Consider the following 13,737-nt stretch of genomic DNA (forward strand, 5'->3'; position numbering starts at 1 on the left):
ATGCACTAATTATAACTTGGTTATGTCAACTCCGGATTAACCCTGATGCAGTCGAAGGTAAAGTAGAAGTCGAATCGCTAAACAGCAAAAAACCATCTTGTCCTCCTGAATGTAGAATCAGAGAGCAATGATGGTTTTTGCGTTGGGAATTAGGCTATCCTTTCTTCCTCACGGGCGAAACAAACCAATACGCCATGCCGACAAACAGCGCACCACCGATAATATTACCGAGCGTGACCGGAATCATATTATGCATCCAGCCTGCCAGAGTAATCGTATCCGGGTGGTTTGGCAACAGCCAGGACAAGGAGAGCAAGGTCATGTTGGCGACGCTGTGCTCATATCCACTCGCGATAAAGGCGTACAGACACCACCAGATGAGGACGAGTTTGGCAATATCTTCTTTTGAACGGGCCGCCATCCAGATCGCCAGACAGACCAGCCAGTTACAGAGAATGCCACGGAAGAAAAGTTCGCTAACGGGAGCGGCCATCTTTTTGGCAGAAACGACAAACAGCAGATGTTCCGGTGTCGCCGTCTTGAAGAGACCGCTGCCCACAATGAGCAGACTGAGCAGAACGGCACCGATCAGGTTGCCAAGGAAGACAAGTCCCCAGTTTTTGAGTGTATCCCGAACAGTAGTCCGGCCAGCTAGTGTGCTCATTGTAAAGAACATATTGTTACCTGTAAATAGCTCCGATCCGGCAAAGATGACGAGTGTGAGGGCGAGTCCAAAAGACATGCCCATCAGCATCATTTGCAGTGGGGACTGAGCAGCAAGTAGTGGGGCACCGATACTGAATATCAGAATGATGCCAAGGCCTACATATGCGCCAGCCATTAAAGCCGCAACCATGTAACGTGGCAGGCTTGCGTTCATTTGATCTCGTTTTTTAACCGCTGCTTCAATAATTCCTTCAACATTTGATGTATACATGACGATTTCCCCCATTATGGTGCATCTGTCGTTGACAGTGAACATTTTACATAGCTATAAAGCGATCCAGACCTGCCCGTTCTCGATCTTCACGGGATACACTTGCACTTGTCCCTGATCGGGGGCCTGAACAAGACCTGTGTTCAGGTCAATTTTCCAATCATACAGTGGATCGTACAGATAATACCCGGAGACAATCCCTTCCGCCAGCGGTCCACCCTTGGGATGAGGATTTCTATTTTCTGCGGCGAAGATGGTGCCATCCGAGGTACGAAATACAGCCAGTTCGTGGTCTTTAATCTCAACCACCCTGCCAATCTGCGGCAGGAATTCTTCGATCTCTCCCGCAGGATAGTAGATGGCAGATTGCTGTGTTGTCATATAAACCTCTCCTTCATTTTCAGATTACGTTACAGAATCAAAGATATATCATAATGGCCGAGACAGGGGACTATGGCCGAGCAGAAACTTCTATGCCATGGAAAAGTTTGTTCTGGCCTTCCTCGTTACGCAGTGCTTTTTTCCAAGGATCCTCTACTTGCTCAAGAGCGAATTCGATTCGTTTCATAAGCGACTTACGCTCTTTCACGTCATCGACAACAACGGCTCGAATCTGTTCCAGACCCACACGTTCCACCCATTCGGAAGTCCGCTCCAGGTAGTTGGCTGTCTCCCGATAATGCTGCATGATCGCTCCACAAAGCTCAACTAATTCTTCATCGGTCTTCACCTTGCACAGGGAGTCAGCCAGTCTGGCCTTGATGCCACCGTTGCCTCCAATAAATATTTCCCAGCCGCCGTCATTGCCGACGATACCGATATCTTTCGTACAAGACTCCGCACAGTTACGAGGACAACCGTTCACGGCATATTTGAACTTGGCAGGCAGATCCAGACGTTCGAACTTGCGCTCCAGTAGAGCGCCCATCGCCATGGAATCCTGCGTGCCAAAGCGGCAAAATTGTGAGCCGACACATGTTTTGACTGTACGCAGCGATTTGGCGTATGCATAGCCTGAAGGCATATCCAATTCAGCCCAGACTTTGGGCAGATCTTCTTTTTTGACTCCAATCAGGTCCAGCCGCTGACCTCCAGTCACTTTGACGGCTTTTACATCGTATTTGACCGAAATGTCGGCTATTCGTTTCAGGTCTTCCGGAGTGGTGACTCCGCCATACATGCGCGGTACAACTGTATAAGTACCGTCTTTTTGAATATTGGCGTTCATGCGTTCATTGACAAAACGGGATTCCTTTTCATCCACATGGGTATCTGGTGCAATCATGCCAAGGTAATAGTTAATTGCCGGGCGACATTTGGAACACCCTTCGGGTTGGCTCCAACCCAGGACATGCATGACCTCTTTGGTCGTTTGCAATCCTTTTTGTCTAATCTCGGCTACGATCTCATCCCGGCTGAGGGAGGTGCAACCGCAGATTCCCTGTTTGGCACCCGCTGTAAAGTTGTCTCCAAGCACATATTGCAAAATCTGTTCAACAACCGGTTTGCAGCCGCCGCAGGAGCGGGTTGCACCCGTACAGGCTTTGATTTCGTCTACGCTGGTCAATCCCTCATTCGTGATGGCATCGACAATGGTTCCTTTGGTTACCCCGTTACATCCACAGACAATTTCGTCTTCTGCCATGGTTTCCACGGATGCGGCTTTTTTATGCCCACCACAGCCTGTACCCATCAGTGAAGCATACAGTTCATCTGTCATTTCAGCCTGTTGTTTGATCAATTTCTGTAATTCGGCAGAATCCGTAATATCACCAAAGAGTACAGCGCCAACCATAATATTATCCCGAAGCAGAATTTTTTTGTATGTGCGTTTCCAGTCGTCCTTATGTGCAATGACCGTATGTTCAGGACTGTCGATAAATTCACCGGTCGAAAAGACGTCTACGCCCGAAATTTTCAATTTCGTGGATACCACTGAACCTTCATAAGGAGCTGTCTCAACACCGCATATATGTTTGGCCAGAATCATGCCCTGTTCAAATAGTGGGGCAACGAGGCCGTAGCATACACCGCGATGTTCGGTACATTCTCCGACGGAATATACATTATCCAGTGAAGTTTGCATATAGTCATCTACCACAATGCCTCGGTTAACTTCTATGCCACTTTCACGAGCTACACCCGTATTGGGTTTGATGCCTACCGCCATGACAACAAAATCGGTGTTCAACACAGAATCGTCCGCAAAACGAATACCTTCTACCCGTTCGCCACCGAGAAGCTCTGCGGTTTGTGCGCCCATCTTGAACCGGATGCCCTGTCGCTCAAGTTCGGCTTTTAACATCGCGGACGCCTGCGGGTCGAGCTGGCGTTCCATCAGATCCTCCATCAGATGCACGACTGTGACTTCCATGCCGAGCTGTACCAAGCCTTTGGCAGCTTCGAGGCCGAGAAGACCTCCTCCAATGACAGCGGCTTTTTTATATTGTTTCGCGGCTTCCAGCATGACGTTACAATCTGCTATATCCCTGAATCCAACGACCCCTAGTTTGTCATGACCCGGTACGGGAAGAATGAAGGAACGGGAGCCCGTAGCGATGATGAGTTTGTCATAAGGGAAACGTGCGCCCTCCGCAGTTACGACTTCATGGGTCTCGGAATCAATTCTGGATACGGTTGTCTCCGTATGAAGAGTGATACCATAATCTTCATACCAGTGCAGATCATTGAGCACAATATCATCAATTGTTTTGCTGCCTTCTAATACATAGGACAGCATAATCCGGTTGTAATTGGGATAGGGCTCTGTGCCAAAGACAGTAATGTCAAACCGCGAGCTCAATTTTAAGATTTGTTCAACAGTACTGATGCCTGCCATACCGTTACCGACGATAACCAGTTTTTCCTTATTTCCGTTCATTTGTGTATGCCTCCTTAAATGGACACTTTACATTACCATCATTTTTAGTGGTTTATATTTGAATCATACCGTTCAACGCTGACATTTAATGTGATTAATTTCACTAATAGCGATAGAGGCATCACAAATTTAAAGTGTGATCCCTGTCAGGGAATCTATTTTTTATCTCTTCATAAATATAAATGTAAATAAGGATGGAAACAGGTATAAATATAAATGAAATAAGGAATGCGAACTATTGTTCTTATATTGTTTTCGTTGTAATATCTGGAGTGGACGTTTATGTTCCCTATTTCTTCGAAAGGAAGTTTTTGCACCATGATGGGAAGATCCCACCTGATTATCGGGACCACTGTATCCCTCTCTGTTTTGCAATTGGCCGGCATGCCCGTTACTGCCCCTGCGGTTACCGTGGCCCTGATCGGCTCGCTGCTGCCGGACATTGATGAGCCTAATTCGCTACTGGTATCCAAGGCATTGCCGAACAGCCTCATTCGGCTCTTACAGACAATCCTGCTGCCTGTCGCCGTATTTGTGTACTTCTATGTTCAGGCGAAACCATGGAATCTGCTGCTTGCTATTCTGATTGCTATGGTATCTTTCCTGCCGTCCCGTTCCCTGCGCAAAGTGTTGATGTTTGCGATCGGATTGGGACTTGTATTCTATGGCCATGCATTCGCACCATGGAATCTAATTGCGGGCAGTCTGTTAATGCTGTGTACCACGTTAACCCACAGAGGGTTAACCCACACATTATATGGGACCGCGGTATGGGCTGGATTGCTCTACAGTACAACTCATCTGCAGGGGCCAGAGATCTGGGTAGCGGGAGGTACAGCCTATGTCATGCATCTATTGGCTGATTCGTTAACGAATCGCGGCATTCGTCCATTGCCACCACTCAAGTGGCGTATAAGGATCAATCTCATGAGTACAGGCACCAAACATGGGGCCGTTGTGGAAAATGTTTGCATTGTGCTGGCTCTTATTCTAGCCTGGATTGCGTTCTCCCCCTTATTTTTGTAACACCAAACGGCCAGTCCTGGATTTAAGGACTGGCGTTTCCGGTTATGCCATTCTTGTTCATGTAATGCCTCTGCAATGTAAAGCGGGTTTGGCCTGTTTCAGGTTTGTGTCGGCGTACTCGACAGCCCTTCAATATCCGTAGAGCCAAACACAAACAAAACGACAAGGATCACAACAATCAACAGCTCGGCGAAGCCAGTTCCGTCAAAGTCAGACATTATCCCTACCTCATTTCATGATATCTAGGAATTCATTTTTTGCTGAAATGCTTTCATAACATCATCCAACGTCATATCCCCATTCTGGTTCAGAAATTCCACAAGTTTATCTGTATTGGTTGGTGTGAGATTTTGCAGGGTTTTATATTTTCCGGTTAAAGCGACAACCAATGTTGCTTCTCGAAATAACGTAACATTATCTACTCTTAATTTTCCGCTTACTAGTAATGCTGCAACGATAAATTCCAGTTTTTTTCCGTTTAGGTTTCCGTTGAGCAGGGCGTTTGCAGCATTTGTTTTGTTGGATGATTTATTTGATTTTCTGTTTTTTCCTACTGCCATCACAGATCCCCCGCTGTTCAGAATTGTTCCTTTATCGTATATTATGTTGTTTTTCTATAAATGTTCTGACTATTAATCTAGTTTATAAAATAAAAAGAGATCCCCTGAACCAAAAGGTTAGGGGGATCTCGGTAACCTGCGTAAGATTAATGCCTAAGCATTTTCAATAATGGTATTCATGGTTGTGTGGTCCAGACCCTTCACCAGTTTTACGAGCAACTCTTTTGCAGCATCATAGTCATCCGTATGAATAATGGAAGAAGAGGTATGAATGTAACGGGCGCAGATGCCAATTACCGTGGAAGGTACACCGATGCCGCTCAAATGAACCGCTCCGGCATCCGTACCACCAGGAGAGATGAAATATTGCATTTTGATTTGATTGGATGATGCTGTGTCCTGAACATATTCAACAATACCGCGATGGGTGAACATGCCCGGGTCGAAGATACGCAGTAAAGCGCCTTGTCCAATATGTCCGAATGATTGTTTGTCTCCTGTCATATCATTCGCGGCACTGCAGTCCAGTGCAAAGAAAATATCCGGTTCAATCAGATTGGCAGCCGTGCGTGCACCACGGAGTCCCAATTCTTCTTGGACTGTTGCACCGCAATAGAGGGTGTTTGGCAATTTATCCTTATGCAATGCTTCAACCAGCTCAAGTGCAAGTCCTACCCCGTAACGGTTATCCCAGGCTTTTGCCATAATTTTCTTCGGATTGGCCATCGGTGTGAATTCACAGATCGGTACGATCTGCATGCCTGGGTGAATGCCCCAAGATTCTGCTTCTGCACGGTTGTCCGCACCAATATCCAAGTACATATGGTTAAGATCAACCGGTTTATTGCGCTGGGATTCATCCAGTAAATGCGTAGGTGTTGAACCGACAACCCCTGTAATCCGGCGTTCCGGAGTGATGAGTTCCAGACGTTGAGACAGCACAGCCTGACTCCACCATCCACCGAGCGGACGGAACTTGATCATGCCTGTTTCCGTAATGCCTGTGGTCATGAAGCCAACTTCGTCGAAGTGACCTGCAACCATGACTTTGGGTCCGGACGCCTCTCCTCGCAATACACCAAAAAGACTGCCCAGGCGATCCTGGACAAATTCATCCGTATAAGGAGACATTTGTTCTTTCATCCATCCGCGAAGCTCGCGTTCAAACCCGGAAACGGAAGGGAATTCCGTTAACGTACGAAACATTTCCAACGTTTTTTGATTCATGTGTCGACAACTCCTCTGCTTGTATGTAGATATGGTCTCAGCAGAACGGCTGCCGGACTGTTGTTCTTCGGAAGGGAAGAACGTTTTATTTAACCACTGGTCACACTACAGTATGAACCTTGCGCAAGTAATTGTCCATGGTTATGTCACGTATCTCAGGCATAATTGCTTGCTCGTTTGATGATTCATCGGGTCATTCAATCCGCACCAAACACAGTCGCCAAGCAGCTTCATTGAATATGCATAGAGTGAGGAACCGTTTGGCTTAACCTGTATTCCATGAGCCCCTCATTTCACTTGCCTGACAACAGGAAGGAGCTGGGACAATAGATGAGGCCACCCGATGAAGGCAATGAAACCATGCTATGTATCGTCCTTTTTATTTTGCTCGTGATCATTCTGCTTTATTTATAAATTTTCACCAGACCTCTGATCCGGCGCTGAGCGACTCATCTGATTCAGCTGCTTCAACGTGCTGGAAACAAATGCTGTCTTTCGCCGGATACATAACTTTCCCAACCTTAACAAACAATGAATACAGGATTACACACAGTACATGCAGTCACATCTGTTGGCTCATTTTCATTACAAGGGAGGTTCTGTATCTTGCCAGCTCAAACTAAGGGTAGCGGAAAAAAATCATCATCATCCCTGTCCATCAGTGAACAGGAATATAAAAAAGTCGCCAAAAAACATGAGCCTGCCCGTCCAATCTGGGCGAACTGTATTAAGGCATTCCTCGTCGGCGGATTGATTTGCGTCATTGGACAGGCTATTCAGGAAGCGTTTATGGCCGGGTTTGACATGACATCAAAGGAAGCTGCCAGTCCAACCGTTGCGGTCATGATCCTCATTTCAGTCATCCTGACTTGTCTCGGTGTCTACGATAAAATGGCGCAATGGGCTGGTGCAGGGACGGCTGTACCTGTCACCGGATTTGCGAACTCGATGTGCTCGGCAGCACTGGAGCATCGTGCCGAGGGACTGGTGCTTGGAGTTGGTGCCAACATGTTCAAATTGGCAGGCTCAGTCATCGTGTTTGGTGTCGTTGCTGCCTTTATCGTGGGGATCGTATACGCCATTCTCGGCTTCGGAGGTGGACATCTATGAAACGCTTGGGCCAACAAACCTGGCAATTTGAGAACCGTCCACGCATTATCGGCAGGTCGGCAGTCGTAGGGCCGGATGAAGGCCAAGGGCCTCTGGCATCTGATTTCGATTATGTATATGACAATTTGGAGATTGGGGAGAAGACTTGGGAAAAGGCAGAGCGCAAGCTTCTCGAACAGGCCTCCCAGATGGCGTTGATCAATGCCAATATTACGAAGGAAGAGCTTCAGTTCTTTGTTGGCGGGGATCTGATGAACCAGATTATCAGTAGTTCCTTTTCGGCCCGTAAGCTGGGTGTACCTTATCTGGGGGTATTTGGTGCTTGTTCAACTTCTATGGAAACGTTGGCTTTAGCCTCACTCATTGTGGATTCGGGTGCAGGGGATTATGTACTGGCAGGTACGGTGAGTCACAACTGTACGGTGGAAAAGCAATTTCGTTATCCAACAGAGTATGGTTCCCAGAAGCCGCCATATGCCCAGTATACCGTTACGGGTTCGGGGTGTAGTGTGATATCCCGTACGGGTCAGGGCCCGGTAGTCACCAAAGCGACAATTGGCCGAATTATGGATATGGGCATTAAAGATCCGTTTAACATGGGGGCTGCGATGGCTCCTGCGGCAGCGGATACCATTGTTTCGCATTTCCGGGATACAGGCTTGGAACCCGGTTATTATGATCTCATTGTGACTGGGGATCTGGCTTCGGTGGGATTGCCCATCGTTAAGGAGCTTTTGCATAAAGAGGGTGTTCCAATGGAACAAACTGTCTTCAATGATTGTGGCCTGATGATATATAACCTGGAAAAGCAGCCTCAGGTTGTGGCTGGAGGAAGTGGCTGCGGATGTTCAGCGACCGTGACCTACGGTCACATTTTGAACCGGATGCAAAAGGGTGAACTCAATAAGGTATTGGTGGTCGCTACCGGTGCATTGTTGTCTCCACTTTCGTACCAGCAAGGCGAGAGCATTCCTTGTATTGCGCATGCCGTAGCCATAGAAAAGGAGGGATAAAGGATGCAGTTTTTATGGGCATTTATTGTTGGCGGTTTGATATGTGTTGTGGGACAGCTTCTGATGGATGGTGTCAAACTGACTCCTGCACATACGATGAGTACACTTGTTGTGGCTGGTGCGGTTGCGGATGCGTTCGGGCTGTATGATCCACTCGTCAAATTTGCAGGAGCAGGAGCTTCCATTCCGATTACCAGTTTTGGTAACTCCCTCGTGCACGGGGCATTGACGGAACTGGAAAAAGAGGGATGGATCGGTGTCATTACGGGGATATTCGATTTGACCGCGGCGGGTATTTCCTCAGCGATTATCTTTTCTTTTCTCGCGGCATTGGTGGTTCGGCCCAAAGGGTAACAGATCATGGCAGAGCCAGCCATTATATATGGAATCAGCAGAGGCTTCGGATAACTTCTATCCGGGCCTCTTTTTGTCGTAATCATGCGATAACTGCGGTGAATCTGACGGCTGGAAACAAATTATGAGTTCCTTCGAGTGTACTCGCGCTCTTGGATCATGTACAATAAAAGGAAATCTGTATGCTTTTTTAGGAGGTTAGACCACATGCCTGTGCGCAAAGAGTCGATCCAAATCATATCAGCAGTTCGTTCTAATCTGGAATCATGCATAATGGGGAAATCCTTTGAAATTCAACTTTTGCTCACAGCTTTGCTTGCAGGCGGACACGTTCTGATTGAAGACGTACCTGGAACAGGCAAGACGCAGTTGGTTAAAGCGTTATCGAAATCCATGCGCGGAGAGTACCGCCGCATTCAATGTAATCCTGATATTTTGCCAAGTGACATCACAGGGGTATCCGTTTTCCATCCGCGTGATGAGCGTTTTTACTTCCGTCCCGGTCCGGTGATGACCAACATTTTGCTGGCAGACGAGATTAACCGGGCAACAACGAAAACGCAGTCCGCTTTGCTGGAAGTCATGGAAGAGCGCAGTGTAACGGTAGATGGAGATACGTATGATCTGCCTCATCCATTTATGCTCTGTGCAACCCAGAATCCAATTGATTTTGAAGGAACGTACACATTGCCGGAAGCGCAGCTGGACCGGTTTATGTTGAAAATAAGTCTGGGTTATCCGGACAAGGATATCGAGAAAACGTTGCTGAAGCAGCACCAGTCGGGTCAGCCTGTTGATCGGCTTGAATCCGTAACCCATATGGATCAGATATCAGCCATTCAGCAGGAAATCAAGGAAGTATTCATCGGTGATCCGGTCATGGATTATCTGCTTGATGTGGTTCGCAAAACTCGCTCCCACCCATCCGTATTGCTGGGCGCCAGCCCGCGGGCAGCCATTTCATTTATGATGGCCGTGAAGGCTTTTGCCTTTTTGCAGGAACGTGACTACGTGCTTCCGGATGACGTGAAAACGATGGCACCTTATGTCATCTCCCATCGGATTGTGCTGCGTCCCGAATCGAGACTGGACAGCATGAGCTCCGAGGCTGTATTAAATTCCGTACTTCAGCAGGTTCGTGTGCCCGTCTCCATGGGGCAATAATTGATGAAGCCGCTTTTGAGTACAGTCAGAAGGGGAATACGCCACCCCCGCGTATGGAGCATCGCGGCGGTGTGGTTGTGCTGTTTGGCTTATGTTTTGTTCCAGGGCGGGAAGACCTCCCTGATGTTGCTGTCGATGGTGACTCTGCTTTGTATTTACCTTGCGATTGCTGGTTTTAGCGGTGTACGGCGTACTCATGGCGTGCGCAAGCTCTCTTCCGGCCAGGATCATGAAGAGCTGCTGCATTCGGGTGATCAGGTACAGGTGAAGTTAAGTCTGAACATCCCGGGATTTTTGCCACTTCCTTATGTAGTTGTGCGCGAGATGCTGCATCGGCACAACGGCGAATCCTGGTCTTTCAAAGAAAGCCTCATTCCGAGCATGCGAGGGTATGGTGAATTGTCATTTCAGACCCCACCGCTGGAGCGGGGAAAGTATGTCTTTTCAGAAACGGAATGTGCCAGCGAGGACATCTTTGGTCTGATCGAGCATCGGGGAACGTTCAAAGCCAAAGGGGAATTCCGGGTGTTGCCGCGGACGGTATTTATTCCGTATTGGCAGCTGTATGATCGCAAATCACGGTTATCCGGTCCACAGACGGCTTTGACTCGCTCGCGCAGGGAAACGACCCAGATTAACGGCGTGCGTGACTATGTTTACGGGGATCGCCTTTCACGTATTCACTGGAATGCAACCGCAAAAACGGGAACGTGGAAATCCAAGGAATTTGAACATGAGTCGGTTCCGAAAACGATTCTGGTGCTGGATGCGCTGTCAGGCAGCTATGAACATGGTGAGGCCTTTGAACTGGCTGTGTCTACGGCTGCCTCCCTGCTGGAGTATGGCACAAGAGAACGAATGGGTATGGGACTGCTGACACTGTCGGAGAAAACATCATTTTTTGCTCCCAGCGAAAGTCCGCTTGAACGGCAGAAAATGATTCATCATTTGGTGGATATCCAATATAACGGCCAGGAAAATCGGCTGCTGCCCGGTGTTGAGAAGATGTCGCGTCAGTTTCCTCAAGGTGCTTATTTTGTAGTGATTTCTCCCCAGAAAGATGAAAAAGTTCTCGAACTGCTCCGATGGGTTGACACAAGGGGGATGACTCCTTGTCATATTCTGATTGAACCCAGTGATACCCGCCGGAGTTCCGAGTGGAATGCGATGCTGCGCGGAAGAGGCACGAGATCCTTCACCGTTGCCCATTTGCAGGAGCTTCCAACGGTTATGGGGGGAGGTAGTGTATGAGTACTAAAGGCAAAGAGCTGACAGCGGGGAGAAGATCCTGGTATCATGCAGCTTCGTTGCTCTGGATTTTCCTGATTGGGATGCAGTGGATATCATTTACACAGGAATCCTGGTATACCGAGACAACCTCATTGGTGTTGTGGACGCTCGCAGCGGTCAGTATTCTGGAAGTTATTCTGCCTTTCAAAATAATGGTTCGAACCATAATCAAGGCGGTTGTCCTTGTATATATTTTGCATAAGACATTAATTGATTACACGGTTTATATTCCTTACGGCACGTTAACGGAGCGCACAGAGCAGTTCATAATGCACCTGACACCTTACATCTGGTTTACCCTGTGCGCGTGGGTAATGCTTGAAGCTGCCCTTCGCCTGGTGACCACAACGCGCCGAATTCTCGTTTTTCTGGGTATCAACATTATCTCCATGGGAATTCTTGACTCCTTCACCCAGATTCCACTCTGGATTGAAATTGCCTGGGTCATGTTTGCGGGAATGGGATGGCTGGTATGCCAGCACTTCCGTAATTTTCAACTGCAATATCCACAAGGCTGGAAGAGAATCATCCGGTATCCTTATAAAATTTTGGCCAACATTGCAATTATATTCTCTTTAATTATTGTAGCCAGTGTGAACATGCCGGAAGTTCCTCCTACCTTAACGGACCCGTATACCGCGTGGCGTAACTACACCGGAAGTTCGGCGAGTCAGACCGGCAACGGAACACTGGACATTCCGGCAGCAACCGAGTCGGGATACAGCAGGGAAGACAACCAACTTGGCGGAGGATTTAACTTCGACTATACACCTGTCATGTCCGTCACCACCAATGAGCGCAGTTACTGGCGTGGTGAGACACGGGCAGAGTATACGGGAACAGGTTGGGATGACCGCGGACGAGGTGCGACAGAGGATGTTGAGGCGGGGCAGGCTCTGGAGAATGACGAACCCGGAAATGTGAACACCAAGCAAGTCACTCAAAAAGTGACGATGTTGAATGACAACGTGTATCCGATCCTCTTTGGAGCCTATTCCATTTCGGAAGTAACATCTGTCAATGGTGAGGCGAATTCGGACCGAATGTTATGGAATCCGGAGCAGGCCGAACTGCATGTCGTAACAGATCGTCAGCAACCGCAATATCCGAAGACGTATACGATTGTATCCGAAGCGCCAGTTATTGTGGAAGATGAGCTTCGTACCAAATCTTTTGATGATCTGTATGCGAGCAATCCGGCAGATGATATGTACCTGCAGCTGCCATCCAGATTCCCTGATCGGGTGACGGACCTGGCCGCTGAAATTACAGCATCGGCAAATACGCCGTATGAAAAAGTGGCATTACTGCAAAACTATTTACAACAAAACTTTGATTACACAAACAATCCGGATTTATCCCGAAAAGTAAGCAGTGACTTTGTTGAAGGATTTTTATTTGACATTCGTGAAGGGTATTGTGATTACTTCTCGACTGCGCTCGTTATGATGGCGCGCTCCGAAGGTATTCCCGCTCGTTGGGTGAAAGGGTACGCGCCTGGACAGCTATCGCTGAATTCAGACATGCAGGCCCCGCGCCAACCTGGGGCTGAGATCGAGACGACATACACTGTAACGAATGCAGATGCGCATTCTTGGGCTGAAGTTTATTTTGGCGAGTATGGATGGATTCCGGTTGAAGCGACGCCAGGCTTTGACATGCCGTTGCTCACGGAACAACCAGATGTACAGCCGGTAGATGAGCCTGAAGAACAACCTGAGGAGGAACCGGTAAAAGAGGAAGAGCAGACTCCTGCGCCTGAGCAGGCTTCATCCAGCATCCCGGCTTTTGTAATCTGGGCTGCGGGAGCCATCATCGTATTGTGGGTGGCTTATATGTTCTGGCGAAATCGCCTCTCGCTTCGATTCTTCGTGCTTCGTCTGCGGACAGGTGGACCGCTAACGCCTGAACACAAGGTAGTGGCAGAGACCGAACGCTGGATTCGTTATGCGAGACGTAAAGGATTGACCCGGAGCGGGGATGAGACACTTCGTGAATCGGTAACCCGCTGGAGCCAGGTGAAACCAGCTGCAGCAGCGACATTGCATGAACTTCTAGCGAAGTTTGAACAGACTCGCTATAGTCCAGCGTCAGTAACTGCAGACGACTGGAAGGCCGTCTATCAGACCGCCTCGAAGCTGCGTAAGGAACTTAAAGCGGAACGGGCGTAATGTC

Annotated in this window: 12 protein-coding genes; 7 read left to right on the forward strand and 5 right to left on the reverse strand. The window is 48.3% G+C overall.

Annotated features, from left to right (window positions below):
* Positions 1–154: 154 nt before the first annotated feature.
* The 3 genes from ACFVQB_RS21295 to nirB form a co-directional block, all read right to left on the reverse strand.
* Positions 155–937, reverse strand: a complete 783-nt coding sequence (locus tag ACFVQB_RS21295; protein ID WP_379443618.1) for a formate/nitrite transporter family protein — start codon at positions 935–937, stop codon at positions 155–157.
* A 54-nt stretch (positions 938–991) separates the two neighbouring features.
* Positions 992–1,318: a nitrite reductase small subunit NirD gene (nirD, locus tag ACFVQB_RS21300; RefSeq protein WP_379443620.1), complete on the reverse strand. Its 327-nt coding sequence runs from the start codon at positions 1,316–1,318 to the stop codon at positions 992–994.
* Positions 1,319–1,388: 70 nt separating this feature from the next.
* Positions 1,389–3,818, reverse strand: coding sequence for a nitrite reductase large subunit NirB (nirB, locus tag ACFVQB_RS21305; RefSeq protein WP_379443623.1), 2,430 nt, complete (start codon positions 3,816–3,818; stop codon positions 1,389–1,391).
* A gap of 318 nt (positions 3,819–4,136) precedes the next feature.
* Between nirB and ACFVQB_RS21310 the strand changes: the two genes are divergently transcribed.
* Positions 4,137–4,844: a metal-dependent hydrolase gene (locus ACFVQB_RS21310; protein WP_376036158.1), complete on the forward strand. Its 708-nt coding sequence runs from the start codon at positions 4,137–4,139 to the stop codon at positions 4,842–4,844.
* 242 nt (positions 4,845–5,086) lie between these two features.
* Here the strand turns inward: ACFVQB_RS21310 and ACFVQB_RS21315 are convergent, their stop codons facing one another.
* Entirely contained in the window at positions 5,087–5,404 is a 318-nt protein-coding gene (locus ACFVQB_RS21315) for a hypothetical protein (RefSeq protein WP_379443626.1), read from the reverse strand.
* A 153-nt stretch (positions 5,405–5,557) separates the two neighbouring features.
* Positions 5,558–6,631: a M42 family metallopeptidase gene (locus ACFVQB_RS21320; RefSeq protein WP_379443628.1), complete on the reverse strand. Its 1,074-nt coding sequence runs from the start codon at positions 6,629–6,631 to the stop codon at positions 5,558–5,560.
* A gap of 606 nt (positions 6,632–7,237) precedes the next feature.
* Between ACFVQB_RS21320 and spoVAC the strand changes: the two genes are divergently transcribed.
* The 6 genes from spoVAC to ACFVQB_RS21350 all read left to right on the forward strand — a co-directional run bounded on the left by spoVAC (position 7,238) and on the right by ACFVQB_RS21350 (position 13,733).
* Positions 7,238–7,741, forward strand: a complete 504-nt coding sequence (spoVAC, locus tag ACFVQB_RS21325; RefSeq protein WP_379443630.1) for a stage V sporulation protein AC — start codon at positions 7,238–7,240, stop codon at positions 7,739–7,741.
* Positions 7,738–8,754 carry a stage V sporulation protein AD gene (gene spoVAD, locus ACFVQB_RS21330; RefSeq protein WP_053781315.1) on the forward strand — a complete coding sequence of 339 codons (1,017 nt, stop codon included), beginning with the start codon at positions 7,738–7,740 and terminating at the stop codon, positions 8,752–8,754. The genes spoVAC and spoVAD overlap by 4 nt, the downstream gene beginning before the upstream one ends.
* A gap of 3 nt (positions 8,755–8,757) precedes the next feature.
* Complete coding sequence (gene spoVAE, locus ACFVQB_RS21335; protein ID WP_053781314.1) at positions 8,758–9,108, forward strand: stage V sporulation protein AE; 351 nt, start codon at positions 8,758–8,760, stop codon at positions 9,106–9,108.
* Between the two features lie 207 nt (positions 9,109–9,315).
* Positions 9,316–10,272 (forward strand): AAA family ATPase, encoded by a 957-nt coding sequence (locus ACFVQB_RS21340; RefSeq protein ID WP_053781313.1) that lies wholly within the window; start codon positions 9,316–9,318, stop codon positions 10,270–10,272.
* A 3-nt stretch (positions 10,273–10,275) separates the two neighbouring features.
* Complete coding sequence (locus tag ACFVQB_RS21345) at positions 10,276–11,523, forward strand: DUF58 domain-containing protein (RefSeq protein ID WP_379443633.1); 1,248 nt, start codon at positions 10,276–10,278, stop codon at positions 11,521–11,523.
* The gene (locus ACFVQB_RS21350; protein ID WP_379443635.1) at positions 11,520–13,733 is read left to right on the forward strand and encodes a DUF4129 domain-containing transglutaminase family protein; all 2,214 of its coding nucleotides are present in this window, start codon (positions 11,520–11,522) and stop codon (positions 13,731–13,733) included. Before ACFVQB_RS21345 ends, ACFVQB_RS21350 begins: the two co-directional genes overlap by 4 nt.
* The last annotated feature ends 4 nt before the right edge of the window (positions 13,734–13,737 follow it).

Source organism: Paenibacillus sp. NPDC057886, assembly GCF_042796655.1.
Classification (GTDB): domain Bacteria; phylum Bacillota; class Bacilli; order Paenibacillales; family Paenibacillaceae; genus Paenibacillus.

Coding starts and splice junctions, on each gene's coding strand:
- ACFVQB_RS21295 (WP_379443618.1), bottom strand. CDS start 937: ATGTATACATCAAATGTTGAAGGAATTATTGAAGCAGCGGTTAAAAAA.
- nirD (WP_379443620.1), bottom strand. CDS start 1,318: ATGACAACACAGCAATCTGCCATCTACTATCCTGCGGGAGAGATCGAA.
- nirB (WP_379443623.1), bottom strand. CDS start 3,818: ATGAACGGAAATAAGGAAAAACTGGTTATCGTCGGTAACGGTATGGCA.
- ACFVQB_RS21310 (WP_376036158.1), top strand. CDS start 4,137: ATGATGGGAAGATCCCACCTGATTATCGGGACCACTGTATCCCTCTCT.
- ACFVQB_RS21315 (WP_379443626.1), bottom strand. CDS start 5,404: ATGGCAGTAGGAAAAAACAGAAAATCAAATAAATCATCCAACAAAACA.
- ACFVQB_RS21320 (WP_379443628.1), bottom strand. CDS start 6,631: ATGAATCAAAAAACGTTGGAAATGTTTCGTACGTTAACGGAATTCCCT.
- spoVAD (WP_053781315.1), top strand. CDS start 7,738: ATGAAACGCTTGGGCCAACAAACCTGGCAATTTGAGAACCGTCCACGC.
- spoVAE (WP_053781314.1), top strand. CDS start 8,758: ATGCAGTTTTTATGGGCATTTATTGTTGGCGGTTTGATATGTGTTGTG.
- ACFVQB_RS21340 (WP_053781313.1), top strand. CDS start 9,316: ATGCCTGTGCGCAAAGAGTCGATCCAAATCATATCAGCAGTTCGTTCT.
- ACFVQB_RS21345 (WP_379443633.1), top strand. CDS start 10,276: ATGAAGCCGCTTTTGAGTACAGTCAGAAGGGGAATACGCCACCCCCGC.
- ACFVQB_RS21350 (WP_379443635.1), top strand. CDS start 11,520: ATGAGTACTAAAGGCAAAGAGCTGACAGCGGGGAGAAGATCCTGGTAT.